Source organism: Halomonas sp. B23F22_10 (genome assembly GCF_043496975.1).
Classification (GTDB): Bacteria; Pseudomonadota; Gammaproteobacteria; order Pseudomonadales; family Halomonadaceae; genus Halomonas; species Halomonas smyrnensis.
The window spans coordinates 326,017-346,839 of the sequence record NZ_JBIEKF010000001.1 but is presented as its reverse complement, the minus strand read 5'-3'; the positions used below and the strand labels follow the sequence as shown (position 1 = coordinate 346,839).

Annotated in this window: 17 protein-coding genes and 1 other RNA gene; 9 read left to right on the top strand and 9 right to left on the bottom strand. The window is 70.0% G+C overall.

Annotation, left to right across the window (positions count from 1 at the left end):
- Window positions 1-19: 19 nt before the first annotated feature.
- The 3 genes from ACGTNF_RS01520 to ACGTNF_RS01510 all read right to left on the bottom strand — a co-directional run bounded on the left by ACGTNF_RS01520 (window position 20) and on the right by ACGTNF_RS01510 (window position 3,720).
- Complete coding sequence (locus ACGTNF_RS01520; protein ID WP_394600126.1) at window positions 20-346, bottom strand: YbaB/EbfC family nucleoid-associated protein; 327 nt, start codon at window positions 344-346, stop codon at window positions 20-22.
- A gap of 100 nt (window positions 347-446) precedes the next feature.
- Window positions 447-2,495, bottom strand: a complete 2,049-nt coding sequence (gene dnaX / locus ACGTNF_RS01515; RefSeq protein ID WP_394600125.1) for a DNA polymerase III subunit gamma/tau — start codon at window positions 2,493-2,495, stop codon at window positions 447-449.
- A 145-nt stretch (window positions 2,496-2,640) separates the two neighbouring features.
- Window positions 2,641-3,720 (bottom strand): endonuclease/exonuclease/phosphatase family protein, encoded by a 1,080-nt coding sequence (locus ACGTNF_RS01510; RefSeq protein WP_394600123.1) that lies wholly within the window; start codon window positions 3,718-3,720, stop codon window positions 2,641-2,643.
- Between the two features lie 135 nt (window positions 3,721-3,855).
- On the opposite strand from ACGTNF_RS01510, the gene ACGTNF_RS01505 reads away from it, so the two are divergent.
- Window positions 3,856-4,893, top strand: a complete 1,038-nt coding sequence (locus ACGTNF_RS01505; RefSeq protein ID WP_394600122.1) for a sodium:calcium antiporter — start codon at window positions 3,856-3,858, stop codon at window positions 4,891-4,893.
- Between the two features lie 79 nt (window positions 4,894-4,972).
- Here the strand turns inward: ACGTNF_RS01505 and cysK are convergent, their stop codons facing one another.
- From cysK to ffs, 3 genes are all read right to left on the bottom strand, one after another.
- Window positions 4,973-5,944, bottom strand: coding sequence for a cysteine synthase A (gene cysK / locus ACGTNF_RS01500; RefSeq protein WP_394600121.1), 972 nt, complete (start codon window positions 5,942-5,944; stop codon window positions 4,973-4,975).
- A 24-nt stretch (window positions 5,945-5,968) separates the two neighbouring features.
- Window positions 5,969-7,003, bottom strand: a complete 1,035-nt coding sequence (locus ACGTNF_RS01495; RefSeq protein ID WP_394600120.1) for a histone deacetylase family protein — start codon at window positions 7,001-7,003, stop codon at window positions 5,969-5,971.
- A gap of 255 nt (window positions 7,004-7,258) precedes the next feature.
- Window positions 7,259-7,355, bottom strand: an RNA gene (gene ffs, locus ACGTNF_RS01490) — signal recognition particle sRNA small type.
- A gap of 253 nt (window positions 7,356-7,608) precedes the next feature.
- Between ffs and ACGTNF_RS01485 the strand changes: the two genes are divergently transcribed.
- The 3 genes from ACGTNF_RS01485 (at window position 7,609) to ACGTNF_RS01475 (ending at window position 11,713) form a co-directional block, all read left to right on the top strand.
- Window positions 7,609-8,832, top strand: a complete 1,224-nt coding sequence (locus ACGTNF_RS01485; protein ID WP_394600119.1) for an ATP-grasp domain-containing protein — start codon at window positions 7,609-7,611, stop codon at window positions 8,830-8,832.
- 45 nt (window positions 8,833-8,877) lie between these two features.
- The gene (locus ACGTNF_RS01480; protein WP_394600118.1) at window positions 8,878-10,893 is read left to right on the top strand and encodes a hypothetical protein; all 2,016 of its coding nucleotides are present in this window, start codon (window positions 8,878-8,880) and stop codon (window positions 10,891-10,893) included.
- Window positions 10,894-10,957: 64 nt separating this feature from the next.
- Entirely contained in the window at window positions 10,958-11,713 is a 756-nt protein-coding gene (locus ACGTNF_RS01475) for a TlyA family RNA methyltransferase (protein ID WP_394600117.1), read from the top strand.
- A gap of 155 nt (window positions 11,714-11,868) precedes the next feature.
- Here ACGTNF_RS01475 and mscK read toward each other — a convergent pair whose 3' ends face one another.
- Window positions 11,869-15,300, bottom strand: coding sequence for a mechanosensitive channel MscK (gene mscK, locus ACGTNF_RS01470; RefSeq protein ID WP_394600116.1), 3,432 nt, complete (start codon window positions 15,298-15,300; stop codon window positions 11,869-11,871).
- Window positions 15,301-15,455: 155 nt separating this feature from the next.
- On the opposite strand from mscK, the gene ACGTNF_RS01465 reads away from it, so the two are divergent.
- The 5 genes from ACGTNF_RS01465 to ACGTNF_RS01445 all read left to right on the top strand — a co-directional run bounded on the left by ACGTNF_RS01465 (window position 15,456) and on the right by ACGTNF_RS01445 (window position 18,449).
- Complete coding sequence (locus tag ACGTNF_RS01465; RefSeq protein WP_394600115.1) at window positions 15,456-16,514, top strand: phospholipase A; 1,059 nt, start codon at window positions 15,456-15,458, stop codon at window positions 16,512-16,514.
- 69 nt (window positions 16,515-16,583) lie between these two features.
- A complete protein-coding gene (locus ACGTNF_RS01460; RefSeq protein WP_016856176.1) occupies window positions 16,584-16,916 on the top strand; it encodes an ElaB/YgaM/YqjD family protein in 333 nt (110 codons plus the stop codon).
- Window positions 16,916-17,311: a phage holin family protein gene (locus ACGTNF_RS01455; RefSeq protein ID WP_394600114.1), complete on the top strand. Its 396-nt coding sequence runs from the start codon at window positions 16,916-16,918 to the stop codon at window positions 17,309-17,311. Before ACGTNF_RS01460 ends, ACGTNF_RS01455 begins: the two co-directional genes overlap by 1 nt.
- Before the next feature lie 3 nt (window positions 17,312-17,314).
- On the top strand, window positions 17,315-17,608 hold the full coding sequence (locus ACGTNF_RS01450; RefSeq protein WP_394600113.1) for a YqjK family protein: 294 nt from the start codon (window positions 17,315-17,317) through the stop codon (window positions 17,606-17,608).
- A 106-nt stretch (window positions 17,609-17,714) separates the two neighbouring features.
- The gene (locus ACGTNF_RS01445) at window positions 17,715-18,449 is read left to right on the top strand and encodes a ParA family protein (protein WP_394600530.1); all 735 of its coding nucleotides are present in this window, start codon (window positions 17,715-17,717) and stop codon (window positions 18,447-18,449) included.
- A 24-nt stretch (window positions 18,450-18,473) separates the two neighbouring features.
- Here the strand turns inward: ACGTNF_RS01445 and ACGTNF_RS01440 are convergent, their stop codons facing one another.
- Both ACGTNF_RS01440 and ACGTNF_RS01435 read right to left on the bottom strand, forming a co-directional pair.
- Window positions 18,474-19,451, bottom strand: coding sequence for a CHAD domain-containing protein (locus ACGTNF_RS01440; RefSeq protein WP_394600112.1), 978 nt, complete (start codon window positions 19,449-19,451; stop codon window positions 18,474-18,476).
- Between the two features lie 116 nt (window positions 19,452-19,567).
- On the bottom strand, window positions 19,568-20,743 hold the full coding sequence (locus ACGTNF_RS01435) for a BaiN/RdsA family NAD(P)/FAD-dependent oxidoreductase (protein ID WP_394600110.1): 1,176 nt from the start codon (window positions 20,741-20,743) through the stop codon (window positions 19,568-19,570).
- Window positions 20,744-20,823 lie beyond the last annotated feature (80 nt).

Below are 20,823 nucleotides of genomic sequence, written 5' to 3'. Positions count from 1 at the left end.
TGCGTTCCGGCGAGGCGCCTCAGAACGGCATCTTGAAGCCCGGCGGCAGGTCCAGGCCGGAGGTGGCGCCTTCCATCATCTCCTTGGAGTTGGCCTCGACCTTGCGCACGGCGTCGTTCACGGCGGCGGCCAGCAGGTCCTCGAGCAGCTCCTTGTCCTCCTCCATGACGCTCGGATCGATGTCGACCTTGAGCACGTCGTGGCGGCCGTTCATGGTGATCTTGATCATGCCGGCCCCGGCCTCGCCGTGAACCTCGGCCTTGGCGACCTCTTCCTGGGCCTTCTGCATCTTCTCCTGCATTTCCTGGGCCTGCTTCATCAGGTTGCCCATTCCACCTTTCATCATGGTGACGTCCTCTCGATTGGATGTTCGGTCCGGCCGCCCGGGCGGCCGGTGTCGTGTACGGTCGGTGCTACCCCTTCCGACGCCTGGCGGTCGCGTCCGTTCAGTAACGCGCCGCCTCGGCGGGCTTCACCGTGGTCTCGATCAGCCGGGCGCCGAAGGCCTGCTGGATCTTCTGCACTTGGGGATCGGCCTGCAGCGCGGCCACCGCCTCGGCGTGGCGCTCGGCGGCCAGGCGGTCGGCGCGCTGGCGCGGCGTCTCGACGCCCTCGGGCAGCGGCCCGTCGGCGATGGTCAGGCGCCGCGCGAAACCGGCCCCGGCCAGCGCCTCGCGGATGCGCTCGACGTGGACGTCGGCCTGCATCGCCGCCTGGGACGGATCCAGCCGCAGCGTCAGGGCGTCGCCGTCGTCGGCTTCGACCACGCAGTGGGCCGCCAGGTTGCGCGTCAGCCCCGACAGGCCCAGGGCGTCGAAGCGCTCCAGCCATTCGGCATGGCTCAGCTCGCCCGGGGCGACGTCGGCGGCGGGTGCGTCCGGTGCCTCGGCCGGCACCTCGACAGGGGCGGCCTGGGGTTCTGTCGCCGGCTCGGGCGCCGCGACCGGCTCGGGCCGTGGTTCAGGCTGCGATTCGGTCTGTGGCGCCGGCGACTCGGCCACCGGGGCCGGTTCGGGCTCGGCCGGCGCCGACGCCGCCGGCTCGTCCACGATCCAGGGCGGCGGCTCGGGGGTCGGCTCGGCTGCCGCGAGCGCGGACGGCGCGGGTTCCGGCGCGGCCTCGGGAGCCGGCTGCGGGGCAGCGGGTGCCTCGGCCGGCGCCGGCGAGGCGGCGGACTCGACCGGCGCCGGAGCCGGTTCAGGCGTCGGCGCGGGGGCCGGGGCGGATTCGGCCGCCGGCTGCGATGCCGCGGCGCCAGGCGCCGCACTCGGCGCTGGCGCAGCGCCGGCCGCCTGATCGCCGCTCCCCGACGGCCCGGCGCCGCCGGCCGCGGGCTGTCCGCCGTCACCGCCTCCGCGCATGGGCAGCGGCGTCTGGGCCGGCTTCGGCACGCCCTGGGGGCGGAAGGCCAGCATGCGTAGCAGGGTCATCTCCAGGGCGGTGCGCAGGTCCGGCGCGTGGGCCATGTCGCCGCGGCCCTGGATGCCGATCTGGTAGTAGAGCTGGATGTCCTCGGCGGTGAAACGCGCAGCCAGCGCCAGCAGCGTCTCACGGTCGCCGTGGCCGTTGTCCAGGGCGTCGGGCACCATCTGCGCCACGGCCAGGCGGTGCAGCACGCCGGTGACGTCGTCGAGCACGCCGGCGAAGTCCGGGCCCTGCTCGGCCAGGGCCGCGACCTCGGCCAGCACCCGGGCGGCGTCGACCTCGGCCATGGCCTCGAGCAGCGCCAGCACGTGGCGATGGTCGAGGGTGCCGAGCATCGCCGCCACGTCGGCGTGGCGCACCTCGCCCTGGCCGAAGGCGATCGCCTGGTCGGTCAGGCTCATGGCGTCGCGCATGGAGCCCTCGGCGGCCTTGCCGAGCAGCCACAGCGCGCTCTCCTCGAAGGAGACCGACTCGGCCTCGAGCACCTTGGACAGGTGACCGACGATGCGCTCCGGCGGCATGTGCTTGAGGGTGAACTGCAGGCAGCGCGACAGCACCGTGGGCGGCAGCTTCTGCGGGTCGGTGGTGGCCAGCAGGAACTTCACGTGGGGCGGCGGCTCTTCCAGGGTCTTCAACAGCGCGTTGAAGCTGCTGGTGGAGAGCATGTGCACCTCGTCGATGAGGTACACCTTGTAGCGGCCCTGGGTCGGCGCGTACTGCACGTTGTCGAGCAGCTCGCGAGTGTCCTCGACCTTGGTGCGCGAGGCGGCGTCGACCTCGATCAGGTCGACGAAGCGCCCGTCGTCGATGGCCTCGCAGCTGGGGCACTGGCCGCAGGGCGTGGAGGTCACGCCCTCGTCGCCCTGCCCGCCCGCGGTGCAGTTCAGGCACTTGGCGAGGATGCGCGCCAGGGTGGTCTTGCCGACGCCGCGGGTCCCGGTGAACAGGTAGGCGTGGTGCAGCCGGCCCTGGTCCAGGGCATTGACCAGCGCGCGCTGGACATGCTCCTGGCCGACCAGTTCATGGAAGGTACGCGGCCGCCACTTGCGGGCCAGAACCTGATAGCTCATGCAGCTCGGAATCCTTGCGGCTGGGCTGGCTGGCAGCCGAACACGAAAGCCCCGCCGGTGCGCGAATCGCCGACCGACGGGCTTGAAGAGATGCCCCACATTCTACCGGGTGGCGGCCCGGGCGCAAAGCGTGGGCCGAAGCGAGTCAGCCGCCGCAGAGCCGGCCGCTGTCGCGGATGTCGGCGAGGCGCCCGGCGGCGATGCCGTCGAGGCGCATGAGCTCGCCGCTGCCCGACCAGGGGCGACCGGCCACGATGGCCTCGGCGCGGGCCGGGCCGATGTGCGGCAGCTGCTCCAGCGAGGCGACGGAACTGGCGTTGAGGTCGATGCAGCCGGCCGTCGTGCCGAGGGAGGCGCCGCCGGCATCGGCGACCACCCCGGCGCCGGGCGGCAGGGGTTCCAGCTCGCCCTGGTGCAGCGCCAGATAGACCGGGGCGTGATCGGAGACGTGCTCGCGGGCCTCGCCGTGCTGGAGGCCGGCCAGCGCCGGATAGCGCAGCATGCCGAGCATCGAGGGGCTCAGGCGATCCGGGCGATACCAGAGGTTGTCGTAGGCGCTGGCGTAGCGGCCCGGTGCATGGCCGAGCGTGGTGGCCTGATCGCTCAGGGCCGGTACCGCGCCGAGCGCCCGCAGCGGCGCCCAGGCGTCATCGTCCGGCGCCAGGTTGAAGTCGCCCATCAGCATCCGCGGGGTGTCGGGATAGGCCTCGTCGAGCCATTGCCAGTAGTCGGCCAGCGCCTCGACCTCGGGCCGACGGTCGACGAGACCGTCGCCGTAGACCACGTGCACCGTGGCGGCGACGAAGGGGGCGCTGCTCTCACGGTCGCGGAACGTCGCCGAGAAGGGCTCGCGGGCGAAGACGTCGCCGCGGTCGAGATACACCGCACCGCCGCCGAGCGACGCGACGCGCGACTCGCGCCACAGGAAGCCGTAGTGCTCCTGGTAGCGGCCGCGCCCCACCGCGTGGCTGGCCATCGACGACCAGTCCTCGCCGGACACGCCCTCGAGCTCGCGCTCAAGCCGCGTCAGCGCCTCCGCTTCCATCAGCTCCTGCACCGCCAGCAGGTCGAATCGCCCGGCCACCCGGGCCACCCGATCGAGCCGTTTGTCGTTGTTCCAGCCCAGATGCTCGAGGTTCCAGCTGCCGATCACCGCGGCGCCGGCCAGGCCCGGAAAACCGGCCAGAGCCAGCGCAATAAAACCTGCCAAGACAAGACGTTGCATGCCCCCCTCCCTATCGGAAAGGCGCTATCCTGCCGGTCGGCGATGGGGACATCAATATCAGCTATTCCCGATATGCTATCGGCGGCAAGGGGCTGTTAGGCTGGACACTCGTCATTCAAGGAAGGGACGCCTGCGATGCCTGCCATTCTGATCTGGAGTCTCGTGGCCGTGGTGGCCACCGCCATCGTCTGGCGTGGCAGCGGCCTGCTGGAAACCAGCAGCGAGCGGCTGGCGGCCCACTACCGTCTGCCGGACATCGTCCAGGGTGCCATCGTGGTGGCCGTGGGCTCGAGCTTTCCGGAGCTCTCCACCACGGTGATCTCCACCCTGGTGCACGGCGAGTTCGAGCTCGGCGTGGCGGCGATCGTCGGCTCGGCGCTGTTCAACATCCTGGTGATCCCCGCCGTCTCCGGCCTGGCCAGTCGCCACCCGCTAAAGGCCAACCGCGATCTGGTCTACAAGGAAGCCCAGTTCTACATGATCGCGGTGGCGGTGCTGACCCTGACCTTCGCCTTCGCCGCCATCTATCACCCCGCCGAGGCGACGGGCGGCGCCATCAGCGGCGAGATGACCCGCGGGCTGGCGCTGATGCCGGTGGCGCTCTACGGGCTCTACCTGTTCGTGCAGTACCAGGACACCCTCGACCACGAAAGCGAGGTCGACGCCGGCGACGTGCACCCGGGACGCGAATGGGCCCGGCTGGCGCTGTCGCTGGCGGTGATCGTGATCGGCGTGGAGGGACTGGTCCGCGCGGCGATCGCGTTCGGCGAGATCTTCGACACCCCGAGCTTCCTGTGGGGCATCACCGTGGTCGCCGCCGGCACCTCGATTCCCGATGCCTTCGTCTCGATCCGCGCCGCCCGCCAGGGTCGCGGCGTCACCAGCATCGCCAACGTGCTGGGCAGCAACACCTTCGACCTGCTGGTGTGCATCCCGGCCGGCGTGCTGATCGCCGGCACCGCCATGGTCAACTTCTCCATCGCCGCGCCGATGATGGCGGTGCTCACCGCCGCCACGGTGGCGCTGTTTTTGATGATGCGCACCGGCATGGTGCTGACGAAGCGCGAATGCGTGGCCCTGCTGGGGCTCTACGCCGGCTTCCTGATATGGATCGGGATGGAGACCTTCGGGGTGGTCGACCTGGTGCCGAGCCTGCCGCCGCCACGGGCGTAGGGAGCGCCGCGACGGCGCTTGAGGACGAGAGCATTCCCGGCGGCCGGGCGGCCGCCGGGAACGGGGCGGGAAACGCGACTTACGGCTGGTTTTCCAGCTCGCCGAAGTGGCCGGCGAACAGCGGCGAGGAGAGATAGCGCTCGGCGCTGTCCGGCAGGATCACGACGATGTTCTTGCCGGCGAAGGCCGGGTCACGCCCGATGCGCACCGCGGCGGCCACGGCGGCGCCGCAGGAGATGCCGCACAGGATGCCTTCTTCCTGCATCAGCCGGTGCGCCATCTCCATGGCCTCGTCGTTGCCCACGGCCTCGATGCGGTCGACCAGCGACAGATCGAGATTGGCGGGCACGAAGCCGGCGCCGATGCCCTGGATCTTGTGCGGCGCAGGCGTCGGCGCCTGGCCGTCGCGGGTCTGGGCGATCACCGGCGAGTCGACCGGCTCCACCGCCACGCTGGTGATGGCCTTGCCCTGGGTCTGCTTGATGTAGCGCGAGACGCCGGTGAGGGTGCCGCCGGTGCCCACGCCGGCGACGAAGACGTCCACCTCGCCGTCGGTGTCTTGCCAGATCTCGGGGCCGGTGGTGGTCTCGTGGATGCGCGGGTTGGCCGGGTTCTCGAACTGCTGCGGCAGGAAGTAGGCCTCCGGCTCGGCCTCGGCCAGCTCCTTGGCCTTGGCGATGGCGCCGGCCATGCCCTTGGCGGGCTCGGTCAGCACCAGCTCGGCGCCCAGCGCCTTGAGCACCTTGCGCCGCTCGAGGCTCATGGAGGCCGGCATGGTCAGCACCAGCGGATAGCCGCGGGCCGCGGCGACGAAGGCCAGGGCGATGCCGGTGTTGCCGCTGGTGGGCTCGACGATGCGCATCCCGGGCTTGAGCACGCCGCGCTCCTCGGCGTCCCAGATCATCGCCGCACCGATGCGGCACTTCACCGAGTAGGCCGGGTTGCGGCCCTCGATCTTGGCCCAGATCGTGGCCCCCTCGCTGACCCGGTTGAGCCGGACCAGCGGGGTGTTGCCGATCGAGCGGGAATTGTCGTCGTAGATGCGTGCCATGAATCGTTCCTTGTGATGGGCGTGTTAACGGGCGGCGTCGAAGCCGGCCAGCACGTTGACGGCATTGATGCCGATTTCCTTGACCGCATAGCCGCCCTCGAGCAGGAAGGTGGTGGGCAGCCCCGCGCCGGCCAGTCGCCGGCCGAGCTCGGTGAAGTCGTCGCTGGTGAGCCTGAAGGCGCTGATGGGGTCGTGCTCGAAGGCGTCGACGCCGAGCGAGACCATCAGCAGCTCGCAGCCGGCCTCGCGAATGCGCGCCAGGGCATCGTCGAGCGCCCGGGACCAGGCATCGAAGCCCGTCCCCGGCGCCATCGGATAGTTGAGATTGAAGCCCTCCCCTGCCCCGCGGCCGGTCTCGTCGGCGTGACCCAGGAAGTAGGGGAAGCAGCTGCGCGGGTCGCCGTGCAGCGAGGCGAACAGCACGTCGTCGCGCTCGTAGAAGATCTGCTGGGTGCCGTTGCCGTGGTGGAAGTCGACGTCCAGCACCGCCACGCGCCCCTTGCCGCTGTCCAGCGCATGCTGGGCGGCGATGGCGGCGTTGTTGAAGAAGCAGTAGCCGCCGAACTGGTCGCTGGCGGCATGGTGGCCAGGCGGCCGGCACAGCCCGAAGCAGGGCTCGCCGCTGGCCAGGGTATGGGAAACGGCCGAGAGCGCGATGTCCTTGCTGGCCATGGCGGCCTCGAAGGTGCCCGCGCAGATCGAGGTCTCGGCGGCCAGCGCGTAATAGCCGAGCCGGCCGTCGATATGCTCGGGAATGAGGTCGTCGCGCATGGCCCGGGCCGGCCAGACGGAGGGGATGGCCTCGCCGCGCCGGCCCGCCGCCCGCCAGTCGTCCCAGCAGCGGGCGAGGAAGTCGACGTAGCCGCGGTCGTGCACCGCCAGCACCGGCTCGAGACCATAGGCCTCGGGCTCGCGCACCTCGCCGAGGCCCACCTCGCGCACCCGTTCAAGCACCAGCTCGACCCGCTCGGGGCACTCGTAGGGCGCCACCAGCTCGCCGCCGTCGAGTTCGGTACGGGCGCGACGCAGGCCGGTGTCATCGCTGTGGAAGGTCAACATCTCGCCATTGCTCCTCGTGCTCAGGTGCCGTCGACGACCCGACGCATCCGTCGGCAACGGATCCGTTGCGCGCGCCTGACCATTTCCTTGCGGGGATTGATCGGGGCGCCGGCCGGCGCCCGGGACACGACTATGACGCGCGCCGATAACGGCTGCAAGCCCGGAGGGCGCAGACACGAGCGGGCCTCATGACGGGCATGAAACGAGGGCGATCGAACGAGGAGAACAACGAAAGGGAGGCACAAATGGAGGCGGCCCCGAAAGCCACATCCCGGCACACGCGTCCATCACTACCGTTGCTCCCTTCCGGGCCTGGCGGGGTTTGCGACTTAGCGTTGCGGGAGGACCTAAGGGGCCACCACAGCGGGCACCTGACGTGCCATTTGAGTCGGGCAGTTCTCTGAGTGGGATCAGTGACTTGCCGAACGCCGCGCACTATACCAAGCGACCGGCGGCGCAGCAAGGAGCGATTGTCGAATCGTGATCTGACGCGAGCATTACCAACGCCCCCGAAGCGTCGTCAGGGTCTATGGTGAGGGTGACTCGCCTCTCCGCCGCCCCGCGGCGGAGAGGCCCGCTGTATCATTCGACGACCGGAGGCATCCATGACCAAGGATTCGAACAAGGGCTACATCGCACTGCTGGGCTGGAGCCTGAATGCCATCGAGGCCGCCGAGAACTTCGACCGCCGCTACGTGGTGGTGGCCCCGGACTGGGCGGAGGAATACTGCCAGCAGCACGACATCCCCTACGTTTCCTGGAACTTCGAGCGCCTGAACGACCGCTCGATGGAGATCGCCGAGACCCTCAAGGGCATGGGCGTCGACGTGTCCATCCCGCTGTTCGAGGAAACCGTGGAGTGGGCCGGCGCCATCAATTCGGTGCTGCTCGACAACCCGCGGCTCTACGGCCAGTCGCTGCTGCTGCGCGACAAGGCGCTGATGAAGCGCCGTGCCCAGCTCGGCGGCATCCGCGTCGGTATCTTCGAGGAGGCCCACGACAAGGACGACGTGATCCGCTTCCTCAAGCGCGTCAACCAGACGCTGCTCAAGCTCGACGGCGATCCCAACGACCCCATTCACCTCAAGGCCTTCGACAAGGCCGGCTGCCTGGGCCACCGGGTGATCCGCACGCCGGACGAGATCGACACCATCCCCGACGAGGAATTCCCGGTGCTGATGGAATCGCACCTGGACGGCTGGGAGTTCGCCGTGGAGGCCTGGATCCACGACGGCAAGATCGCCTTCCTCAACATCTCGGAATACGTGACCCTGGGCTACTCGGTGTTCGTGCCCGCCTCGCCGGAGCTCGAGCGCTATCGCCCCCAGATCACCGCCCAGATCGAGAAGCTGATCAAGGCCTTCGACATCTCCTTCGGGCTGATTCACCCGGAATACTTCGTCACCAGCGACGGCGAGATGTACTTCGGCGAGGTCGCCTACCGGCCGCCGGGCTTCAAGGTCTTCGAGCTGCTCGAGCGGGTCTACGGCTTCAACGCCTATCAGGCCAGCATGCTGGTGTTCGACCCCAGGACCACGGCCGAAGAAGTCGCCGACTTCTTCCCCAGGGAGGTCGTCGATGCCGACGGCTATGCGGGCTGCTTCGGGGTCTATCCGCGCCTGCGGGTGGTCAGCCGGCTGGAGATTCCCGAAGTGGTCGAGGACGACGCCTACTTCGAGTCCCACGAGCTGACGACGCCGATGCAGGAAACGGTCACCAAGCGCACCGCCTTCGGCACCCACTGGGGGCTGATCTACTTCAAGGGCGACGACCCCAATCGCATGCGCGACCTGCTCAAGCATATGGAAGAGCTTGATTTCTATGTCTGACGGGCGCGTCATTAAGACCTTTCCCACGGATGACGAGGAGTCGGTGTGACCAGTCCCCCCACACCAACCGGCGACGACAGGCTCACGGGCCTGCTGAAACGTCTGGACGAGGCCACGGACCTGCTGGCCGGGGCCCGGGGCTTCGCCAAGCCGGGCAAGCTGCCCCGGGTGCTCGACACGGCCCGCCGCGTGCTGCTGCTGGAAGGCGGTGCCGCGGCGGTCGAATCCCGCGCCGCGGCCATGGAGGCCGCCGGCGTCTTCGAGGGCTCGGACTGGGCCACGCCCCAGTTCCTGGTGCCCTCGCTGACCACCCAGGCGCTGAAGAGCGCCGATGCCAACATGGTGACGATCGAGGCGCTCAGCGAGCTCAGGCTGGTGGCGGTGGCCAAGGGCGAGGTGCGCCACGGGCTGATCTCGTCGGAGCAGGCCCACCACTACCTGACCCAGGTGATCGCCCTGAACCTGTGGCTGCTGTTCGGCGCGCCCAGCGAGGCCGAGCGGGAGACCCAGGGTCGCCTGGCCGAGCTGCCGCGGCGTCTGTTCACCCATCTGGCCCAGCGCATCGGCTACGAGCACATCATCGACCGGCTGATCGGCGAGATCTGGCGCATCCTCCAGCAGCGTCCGATCCAGGTCGGGCCGGTCAAGCAGATGATCACCCAAATCGCCATCTGCCAGGCCGACCCGACCATCGACCTCGGCACCAGCGGTCAGGGCGCCGACCGCCTGGTCAGCTCGCTGTTCGGCCCGTCCCACGCCTGTCGCGAGGACCCGGGCCTCGAGGTCTATCGCCAGCGCCTGGCCAGCATGGACGCCAGCGCCCTGCAGGCCGAGGCCACCGGCTTCGCCCGGTCGATGCACGACACGGGCCTGGTGTCGCCCTACCACCCGGTGCTGCTGCGCCACCTGCTGGACAACGGCGACACCCTGATCGGCGAGGCGCTGGGGCTCTCCTCCACCGGCCGCGACTGCCTGCTGTGCTATCGCGAGCTGGTGCATGCGCTGATCCGCGGCGGGCTGCACCCCGACACCGCCCAGGCGGTCTACGGCCTGGCGCTGATGCTCGAGCGCGGCATCCTCTACCAGCCGCCGGTAGCACCGGCCATCTGGCGCCAGCTGGGGCTCACGCTGTCGGACTGGTCGACGGCGCGGCTCAACCTGGCCTTCGGCGAGGCGGTCTCGCCCCGGGCGCGGCTGCTGGAGGGCGTGCTATGCATGCTCGGCCTGCCGCTGGGCGTCGGCCAGGGCAACAACCCCACCTGCCAGTCGGCCCGGGCGCTGTCGATGTGGGCCTACAACGACCCGGACTACCTGCTGCAGATGGTGACCTGGGCGGCCCGCGACGACGAGATCATCATGCACTTCGAGGGCCAGCCGATCTCGTCGATGGCGAGCGAAGGCGGCGTGGCCACCGAGCTGCCCATGGACCTGGACCCGGTATCGCTGATCGTGGTGCCGCACCTGGACCGCATCTACGCCGAGATGGGCCGGCGCTGCATCGGCCGCGAGGGCGACCCGCACCGCTGGGTCAACCCGGAGTTCCACGGCTGGTGGTCGGGGCGCGGCTTTCGCATCAACGTCGACGTGGCCAGCGGCCAGCTGCTCGACCTCGACGGCTTCCTGCGCCACTTCTATGCCAGCTACCACCCGCACTACAACGGCAACCAGCCGCTCATCCATCCCCAGCCGGCCGGTATCGCGGTCACCGACAGCGCCGCCCGCTTCATCGGCTGGCATGCCATCACCCTGCTGCGGATCGGCGTCGACCCCAGCGGCGAGATGCGCGTGTTCTTCTACAACCCCAACAACGACAGCGGCCAGGACTGGGGCGACGGCGTGCAGGTCAGCACCGCCGGCCACGGCGAACGCTTCGGCGAGGCCTCGCTGCCCTTCGAGCAGTTCGCCTCGCGGCTCTACATCTTCCACCACGATCCGCTGGAGCGCGGCGAGCCGGCGCGCATCGACCAGGCCGAGCTGGATCGGGTGATCGGCTACCTGCAGCGCAGCTGGGGCGCCGACCGCCTGCCCCCGGGCGGGCTGCAGGCCGAGTCGGGCGGCTGACCGGGCCGCCCGCTGTGGCATAATGCGGCCCCGTTTTCCCGCTCCACCACTGCCAGGATCGCCCATGCCACGCCTCGACCAGCTGCTCCTCCTTCAGGGACTGGCGCGCTCGCGCACCCGCGCCCAGCGCCTGATCCGCCACGGCCGGGTGAGCCTCAGGGACGGCGGCCGGGTGCTGACCAAGCCCGGCGAGAAGCTCCCCGAGACCGTCGAACTGAAGGTCGAGGAGGACCCGGAGGAGCGCTACGTGTCGCGCGCCGGGCTCAAGCTGGAGGCGGTGCTGAAGGCCCTGTCGCTGCCGCTCGAGGGCCGCATGGTGCTCGACGTCGGCCAGTCGACCGGCGGCTTCAGCGACTGCGCGCTGCGCCACGGCGCGGCGCACGTGATCGGCGTCGAGGTCGGCCACGACCAGCTCGCCGCCGAGCTGCGCGACGAGCCGCGCCTGACCTGCCTGGAGGGACTCAATGCCCGCGCCATGCGCAACGATCCGCGACTGACCGCGGCGCTGGCCGAGCATCCCGCCGAGGTAGCGGTGATGGACGTGTCCTTCATCTCGCAGACGCTGATCCTGCCGGAGCTCGGCGCCCTGCTGCCCGCTGGCGGCGAGCTGGTGTCGCTGGTCAAGCCGCAGTTCGAGGTCGGCCCCGAGGGCGTCAGTGCCCGCGGACTGGTCACCGACCCCGCGCGCTACCCCGAGGTGGAGGCGCGCATCCGCGAGGCCTGCGCCGACGCCGGCTTCATCGCCAAGCACTGGCAGGAGAGCCCGATCCGAGGCGGCGACGGGAATAGGGAATTCCTGCTCTACGCCCGCCGGCGCTAACCGAAAAGTATCTGCGCTCGGCTATACGGCGTTAAAAATCATCTCGTACGCGAGCCCGGTCAAAGTCCTCATTTACGGCTCGTAAACTCCGGCTTTTCGCTGCTTTTTGCCTTGTCTAGCCTTCGCTCGAAGACTTTTCCGAAACTGAAGGGGCTTTAACGGCCGGCGTCGCCTCCACCTCCCCCGGCATCGCCCGCATCCAGCTCGCCGGGATCGCCGCCCGCTCCGGGCGGAGGGTTGGCGGGCGCCTCGCCCGTGCCGCGGCTCGGCACCCGCGCCTGGCGCCCCTTGTCGTCGCGCAGCCACACGTCCATCTGATTGAAGGCGATCTCAAGGCCCTGCTCGGCGAACAGCTCGCCAACCCGGCCGTTGAGCTCATCGGTGGCCAGCAGCCGGTCGCCCAGGCTGTTGACGAAGATGCGCAGCTCGAACTCCAGGCGGCTATCGCCGTAGCGCATGAACAGCACCTGGGGCTCGGGATCGGCCAGCACCCGGGCGTTCTCTCCGGCGGCCTGGGTCAGCAGCCGCTGCACCAGGCGATGATCCGAGCCGAGGGCCACGCCGTAGGTCAGGATCACCCGGGTGATGTTGTCCGACAGCGACCAGTTGATCAGCTGGTCGGTGACGAACGTCTTGTTGGGAATGATGATCTCCTTGCGATCGAAGTCGGTCACCGTGGTGGCGCGAATGCGAATGCGGTTGACCGTGCCGGTGAGGTTGCCGAGCGTGATGGTATCGCCGATGCGCACCGGGCGTTCGAACAGGATGATCAGCCCCGAGATGAAGTTGGCGAAGATCTCCTGCAACCCGAAGCCGAGCCCCACGCCCAGCGCGGCGACCAGCCACTGCAGCTTGCTCCACGACACCCCGAGGGTGCCCAGCGCCCAGACTACGCCGGTGCCGACGATCACGTAGGACAGCAGCGAGCTGATGGCGTAGGCGCTGCCCTGCTTGAGCTCGAGGCGCGACAGCACCATCACCTCCAAGAGCCCCGGCAGGTTACGCGCCATGATCAGCGTCAGCGCCACCACCAGCAGCGCCACGCAGAGGTCGGCCACCGAGATCGAGGCGCCCACCAGTTCGCTGCCCTGCTGGCCGTCGCCGCCGAGGATCATCACCCGTTCGAGGTAGCCGAACACCGTCAGCAGATCGGTCCAGACCAGGTAGAGGACCACCACGAAGCCCAGCATCAGGATCAGCTTGGACAGGCGCAGCGACTGCTGGTTGACCTGCTGCATGTCCAGCGGCGGCTCCTCGACGACCTCGACGCCGTGCTCTCCGTTCTCCGCCTCGTGCGCCAGCGCCCGGCGCCGGGCCAGCGCGCGTCGGTAGGCCAGCCGCCGGGCCGCCACGGCCAGTCCGCGCACCACCGCCGCCTCGACCAGGATCCACGCGCCCAGCAGATAGATGGTGATCACGAAGCGCCCCACCAGGCTGAGCGCCGCATAGGCATAGCCGAACATCACCAGTCCGCCCAGCACCAGGGGCACCATCGCCATCGCCAGCCCCAGTAGCAGGCGGAACAGCTTGACGCCGAAGAACGGCGTGTGCGCCAGGATCAGCCGGGCCAGCGCCACGCTCATGCCGACGAGCCCGGCCAGCAGAAGCAGCATCGCCAGCGGACGCTGGGTCAGGTCGATATCGACATCGCGGGCCTGGGTGCCCACGAACAGCACCGGCACCAGCGCCAGTCCCAGCCACCACAGCCAGCGGCGCAGCTGCGCCACGTAGCCGCTGGGCCAGTGGAAGTGGCGCGTCGCCACGCCCTCGGGCACCAGCAGCCGCCGCATCCAGGCGATCCCCGCCCAGGCCAGCGCCAGATACATCAGCGCCCAGCCGATGCTCACCGCCAGCCCGGCGCCGCCCAGCGTCATCCCCAGCGACGCCGCCAGCAGGCTCAGCGGCCCCGGCAGCGCCAGCAGGGCTTCCACGCCCACCGCCAGCGGCGTATGCCCCTGGCTGTCCTGGCGCAGATGACCGATCTCGTCGTGCAGGCGGGCGAGGCGACGCGACAGCGGCCGGCGCAGCCCCAGCAGCACGCCGGCGATCAGCAACAGCGGCGAGGCCAGAAACGCCGCCGAATCCGGCCAGCGCCAGTGTGTCGGCAGCGCCCGGCGCCACTCGCCCTCGCCCCACTCGGCACTCAGGTGGCTCGGCAGGCGGGTCAGCCAGTTCAGATCGAGAGGGTGGGAGTTGGCGATCCAGAACAGCTGCTCGTCGATGGCGGCGCGCAGCTCGCGACTGGTCTCGAACAGCTGCTGCTGATTGAGCTGAAGCTCGATGGCGGCGGTCAGCACCTCGCCGTAGGTCGGCTCGAGCCGATCGAGCAGCTCGCGGCGGGCCCGCAGCAGCTGGGCCAGCGTCTCGTGCACGGCCTCCGAGGCACCGGCATCGGCCTGCTCAAGACGCTGGCTGGCCCGCTGCTCTACGTTCTGCAGCCGCTCGCGCTGGCGGTCGAGCTCGAACTGCTGGAGACGCAGATCGGCGATCTCCTCCTTGAGGCCGCTGGTGGACTCGACGCTCGGCAGCGCCCGGCGCTGCTCGCGCAGGATGCGTGACAGCAGCGGGCTGCCGCGGATCGCCTCGATATGCTCGGAGAGCCCACGCTGCAGCTGGCGCACGCGCTCGAGCTGGCGACGCGCTTCCTGGCCCTGGCGACCCAGCTCGTTGGCACGACTGGTGGCGCGGAGCAGCTCCAGGCTCATGTCGCGGTTGGCCTGGCGCGCCTCGAGGACCTGCGGATGGCGGGACACGCCCTCCGGCTCGTCGCCCACCGCCTCGGCCACGGCCTGCTCCGACTGCTCACGACGGCGCTCCTCCAGCGACGCCTGCAAGGCCCGCACCCGGCTCTCGAGCCGGGTCACCCTCAGCCGATAGAGTTCGCGTTGCTGCTGGGCCAGCTCGCGGAAGCGCGAATTGGTGGCCAGCTCACGACGATGCAGCGCCAGGCGCCGTTCGGCCAGCGCGCGCTCGACCCGGTGTTCCAGGCGCCGAGGCGCCTGGGACGCCACGTCGCGAGCGTCCAGCTCTTCCAGGGCGCGCCGGTGCTCCTCCATCGCCGCGGAGGCCTCGGCGATGGCCTGCTGGGCGCGCTCGGGCAGGGTCTGGGTGCCGAGCAGCCGGGTCTCCACCTCGGACAGGCGATCCTGCGCCGTCTCCAGCTCGTCGGTGGCCGTCTCCAGCCGCGACATCAGCGTCTCGAGATCGAGCCCTGCCAAGGCTTCGCGATCAGGCGACTCCCGCGGCGTGTCCCGGGCGGAAGCCAGCGCCTGGCGCGTCTCGCTGAGTTCCTGGGGCGCGCGATCGTCGCGTTCCTCCAGTGTCGACAGCCGGCCCTCGACGTCCTCGAGGCCCGCGAGGGCGTCCAGCGTCGCCTCCAGCGCATCGATGCTCTCCTGGGTGGCCGCATCTGCCGTCTTGCCCTCCTCGGGCTGAAGCGAGGCGAGGCGCTCCTCCAGGGCGGCGCGCTCGGGGAGCTCGTCGGTCTGGGCGGCGAGCGGCACCGGCGCCAGCAGCGCGGCGATCACCGGCAGGCAGCAAAGAATGTGAAAGCGGACGAGCCGCCGACAACGCGAAAAATCGATCACTAGCACCTCGACGGGGCGATACCATGGGCCTGGCAGCGGATTGTCGGCGCCCCCGGTCGGCAAGGCAACGACGAAAAAGCACGCAAGCTGGCCGTTGACTCGCCGGACGGGCATGATAGAACGAAGATTCCCTCTAGACAGAGTAGTCACTCCCCATGGCTCCACGCTCCATCGCCACGCTGCTGGCCGCCGCCCTCGGCGCCGGCCTCGCCGGCCAGGGACAGGCCCAGACGGACGGGGCGCTCGGCGACGCCGAACGCCAGGCGATCCGTGAACGCATCGAGTCCCTGCAGGCCGAGATCGGCGAACTGCGCGCGCGCCTGGATCCGCCGGCAAGCGAGGCACCAGCGCCGACCGTCGCCGACAGCGTCGACGCCGCGCCGCCGGCAGAACCGCCGATCGGCGCCTCCGTGGCCGAACGCCGGCTGCTGGAGGAGGAGTCGGCCGACAACCCCTTCTCCATCACCGCCCATCACCGCAACTATCTGCTGCCGTTCAGCTACACCACCTCGCCCAACCAGGAGACCTTCAGCGAGATCGACCGCGACGCCAGTCCCGACCGGCTTGAGGTGAAGTTCCAGTTCAGCGCCAAGTTCAAGCTCGCCAACGACGTGCTGTTCGACCGCGCCGATCTCTACTTCGGCTATACCCAGCGCAGCTGGTGGCAGGCCTACAACGCCGACGCCTCCTCGCCGTTCCGCGAGACCAACTACGAGCCGGAGGTGTTCGCCGACTTCGAGAGCGACTGGACGCTGGCGGGCTGGACCAACGTCAACAACCGGCTATCGCTCAACCACCAGTCCAACGGCCGTTCGGGAGAGCTGTCGCGCAGCTGGAACCGGCTGATCCTGAGCAGCACCTTCATCAACGACGACTGGGCCGTCTCGCTGTCGCCCTACTGGCGCCTGCCCGAGACCGAGGGCGAGGACGACAACCCCGACATCGAGGACTACCTCGGCTACGCCGACGTCACCGTGGCGCGCCAGCTGTTCGACGATCACGAGGCCAGCCTGCTGTGGCGCGGCAATCCCGACCAGGGCCACATGGGCGCCCAGCTCGACTACTCCTGGCCGCTGTTCGGCAAGATCCGCGGCCACGTACAGTTCTACCAGGGCTATGGCGAGAGCCTGATCGACTACGATCGCAGCACCCAGCGGCTCAGCCTCGGCTTCAGCCTCAACCCGCTGTTCTCCACCGGCACCTTCTCGCGGTGATAGGGTCATTACGCACCGCGAGGACGGCTGCTATGCTGGGCCTGTCATGAACCGTCAGAGGATGACCCGATGAGCGACAATGCTTCCCGCACCCGCCAGTCCACCGAGCAACTCAAGGAAGACCTGCAGCACCTCTCGCAGACCGTCGAGGAGCTGGTCAACGCCACGGCCGATGATTCCCGCAGCAACATCAAGGAGCTGCGCGAACGCGCCGAACAGCGCCTGACCGAGACTCGCGCGCGGCTCGAGGCCCGCGGCGAGCGCGCCTACCAGGACACCCGCGAGGCCGTGACCCAGCAGGCCGACGCCTGCGACCGCTATGTTCACGACAATCCCTGGACCAGCATCGGCATCGGCGCCGCCGTCGGCGTGGTCGTCGGCATGCTGATCGGGCGGCGCTGATGTCGGAGGGCCAGGGACCGGCTCAGCGGCTGTTCGGCGCCGGCAAGCGACTGCTCGGCAGTCTGGTCGCCACCGGCGAGACGCGCCTGCGTCTCGCCGTGCTGGAGCTCGAGGAGGAACGCGCACGGTTCGTCACCCTGCTGCTGCTGGCCGGCATCAGCCTGCTGCTGCTGCTGCTCGGGCTCGGTGCGCTCACCACCCTGATCATCGTCGCCTTCTGGGACAGCTACCGGCTGGCCGCCATCGGCGGCTGCGCCGCGGTCCTGCTGGTCGGCGGCCTGGGGCTGGCCGGCTGGGTGATGCACCTGGCCCGGCGCCGTACCCTGCTGGTCGATACCCTCAAGCATCTGGCACTGGACCGCGAGCTGATGGAGACCCGGAGCGAGGAACGCTGACCGATGACCAACGCCGAGCGCCGAGCCCGCAAGGCGGCCCTAGAGGCCGCCATCGAACAGCAGCGCCTCGACCTGCTGGTCGAGTCCGAGCACTGGCACCAGACCGCCCGCCCGCTCGAGGCCGGCTGGCACTCCCTTCAGCGCTACCGACTGCCCGCCGCGGGTGGCGGCGCCCTGCTGCTCGCCTGGTCGCTGCGCCACCCCGCGGCGGCCAAGCGGCTGGCCAAGCGCTCGCTGTTCGTCGCGGTCACCGTACGGCGGCTGAAGCTGCTGCAGCGCTTCCTGCCGATCCCCTGAGACCGGCCTGACGACAACCATCATCCCGCCGTAACACACTGACATGGCAGGCCCGTTATGATCTTGTTTCGACATCGTGACGGAATGACGACAGGACATGGACCCCATGCGCATGCTGGCGCTCTATAGCATCAAGGGCGGCGTCGGCAAGACCGCCTCCGCCGTGAACCTGGCAGCGGAAGCCGCCCGGGCGGGATATCGCGTACTGCTCTGGGACCTCGACCCCCAGGCGGCCACCAGCTTCTACCTGCGCGTCAAGCCCAAGGTCCGCGGCGGGGTGGAAAGGCTGGTCAAGGGCAAGGCCTCCTTCGACAAGGCCATTCGCGCCACCCAGGTCGAGGGGCTCGACCTGCTGCCGGCGGCGCTGGCCTCCCGGGAAATGGACGCCCTGCTCGCCAGCCGCGGCGCGAGCCACCTGCGCCAGATCCTCAAGCCGGTGCGCAACGACTACGACCTGGTGATCCTCGACTGCCCGCCCAGCCTCTCGCATCTCTCGGAAAACATCTTCTCCAGCGTCGATGCGCTGCTGGTGCCGGTGGTGCCCACGGTGCTGTCGCTGCGCACCCTGGATCAGCTGCAGGACTTCCTCGACGATCACGACATCGCCTGCACGGTGTGGCCCTTCATCACCCTCGCCGATCGCCGGCGCAACCTGCACCGCGAGGTCATGGACGGCTTCCACGAGCGCTGGCCGCTGCGGCTGTCCACCGCCATCCCCTCGGCCAGCGCGGTGGAACGCATGGGGCTGGAACGCGCCCCGGTACGCGACTATGCCCCGCGCATCGCCGCGGCCAGGGCCTATACCGCGCTGTGGCGCGAGATCGACCAGCGCCTGCACTGAGAGCGGCGCACCCTCCCGACACCCTCAGTCGCCGCGCATGGCGACAATGGCCGCCTCCAGCCGGTCCGCCAGCGTCGGCGCCTTCCCCGCTCCCGGCCCGGCCGCGCGCGCGACCTCCAGGGCGCGATCATAGTGCGCCAGCCGATGCTCGCGATTGGCCCGCGCCAGCCCCATGAAGCCGCGCAGATGACGCGGCGCCGCGGCCCTGGGTTCCTCGCCCTCGGCCGCCAGCGCCAGCCGCGCCCGCGCCTCCTCGTCGGCATGGGCGGCGGCCGCCGCCTCGAGCGCCGACTCGCGGACCAGATCGTCGTGCAGCACGCCGAAGGCATCCTGGAAGGCCTTCATGGCCTTTTCCGCCTGCTCGAAGATCGGCGCCTCCTGGGTCCAGGGCTTCAGCAGATAGCGGATGCGCTTGCCGGTGATGCGCGGGCGATGCAGGGCCTCGCGCTCGTCGGGAGAGCCGATGGCGGCGAGCTCCGCGGTCAGGGTCGCGTGCAGGGTGGCCAGTTCCCGGGCCGTCGCCTCGCCGAAGCGGGGCCCTCCACCCTGCTTCGCCAGTGCCGCCAGGGTCTCGCCGAGCTCGCGATCGAGGCCCGGAAACCCCGCCTCCAGCACGCAGCGGGCCTCGGCGTAATCGGCCTCGACCCTGGCCGCCAGCCGCTCGGCCCACCAGTCGATGGCGCCGCGCTCGGCGTTGCCGAGCGCCGGCCGCTCGGCCTCGAGCCAGGCCAGCATCACCTCGCCGTCACGGGCGTCGTTGGTGGCACGGGCCAGGTCGCGCAGGCGCTTGCGCTGGGCCTTGGGAATCGACACGCCCGGATAGCCGCGATAGGCCTCGAGCCAGGAGCGCAGCCGGCGCAGCGCTACCCGGAAGTCGTGCAGTCCCTCGCCGTCGTCGGGATCCTCGATGCGCGGCCAGGCCGCCCGGGCCTGGGCCAGCAGCGCCAGTCCCTGCCGGCCGACCACGCGCTTCAGGCGCTTGCGATGCAGCGGCTTGCCCATGACGATCTCCCCTTCCGCGGCGAGCGATGCCCCCCAGTATAGGCGGCCTACCCCGTTGCCAGATCGAGGAGACAAGTCGAGGAGACAGGACGAGGCGTCTCGCCCCGGGGATGACGCTAGAGCGACTGGCCGCAGGCCACGCCCGAGGCCCATGCCCACTGGAAGTTGTAGCCGCCGAGCTGGCCGGTGACGTCCAGCACCTCGCCGATGAAGCGCAGCTGGGGCAGGCCGTTGACCTCGAAGGTCTTCGACGACAGCGCCCGGGTGTCGACGCCGCCCATGGTGACCTCGGCGGTGCGCCAGCCCCCGGTGCCGGCGGGCTTGATCCGCCAGTCGTTGAGGCGTGAGGCCCAGGCCTCGAGGTCGGCGTTGGAGCGCTCGGCCATGGGGCCATCGCCGCCGTGCCATTCGACCAGCGCCTGGGCCAGGCGCCGCGGCAGGCGCTCGCCGAGCCAGGTGGAGAGCCGCCGCTTGGGCGCCTCGCGGCGGGCGGCCGCCAGCGCCTCGAAGGCCGGCTCGCCGGGCAGCAGGTCGATGGCGAGCTCGTCGCCGGGATGCCAGTGGCTGGAGACCTGCAGCAGCGCCGGCCCGGACAGGCCGCGGTGGGTGAAAAGCATCGGCTCGCGGTATTCGCCGTCGCGGCAGCGTACCACCACCTCGGTGGAGAGGCCCGACAGCGACGCGGTACGCTCCTTCCAGGCCGAGGTCAGGGTGAAGGGCACCAGGGCGGCCCGGGTGTCGGTCACCTCGAGGCCGAACTGGCGGGCAACCTCGTAGCCGAAGCCGGTGGCGCCGAGGGTCGGGATCGACAGCCCGCCGGTGGCGACCACCACCGCCCCGGCGTCGATGCGCCCGGCGGAGGTCTCGAGCCGCATGCCCTCGCCACGGCGATCGAGCGCGTCGACGGATGTCCTGAGGCGGATCTCGACCCCGGCCCAGTCGCACTCGGTGAGCAGTATCGCCAGCAGGTCCTTGGCCGAGTCGGCGCAGAACAGCTGCCCGGGCGCCTTCTCCACGTGCTCCAGGCCGTGACGCTCGACCAGCTCGACGAAGTGCTCCGGCCGGTAGCGCTTGAGCGCCGAGATGCAGAAGTGCGGGTTGTTCGAGAAAAAGTTGGCCGGCGAGGTGTCGAGGTTGGTGAAGTTGCAGCGCCCGCCGCCGGACATCAGGATCTTCTTGCCGGCCTTGTTGGCATGATCGATGACCAGCACCGAACGCCCGGCATAGCCGGCGGTCAGCGCACACATCAAGCCGGCGGCGCCGGCGCCGATAATCACCACGTCATAGTTCATGCCACTGCGCTCCCCGAGCCGCCGCGTCCCGCGCGGACGCCCGCCAGTCAAAAGGGCGACATGGTACCAGAGCCGGCCGG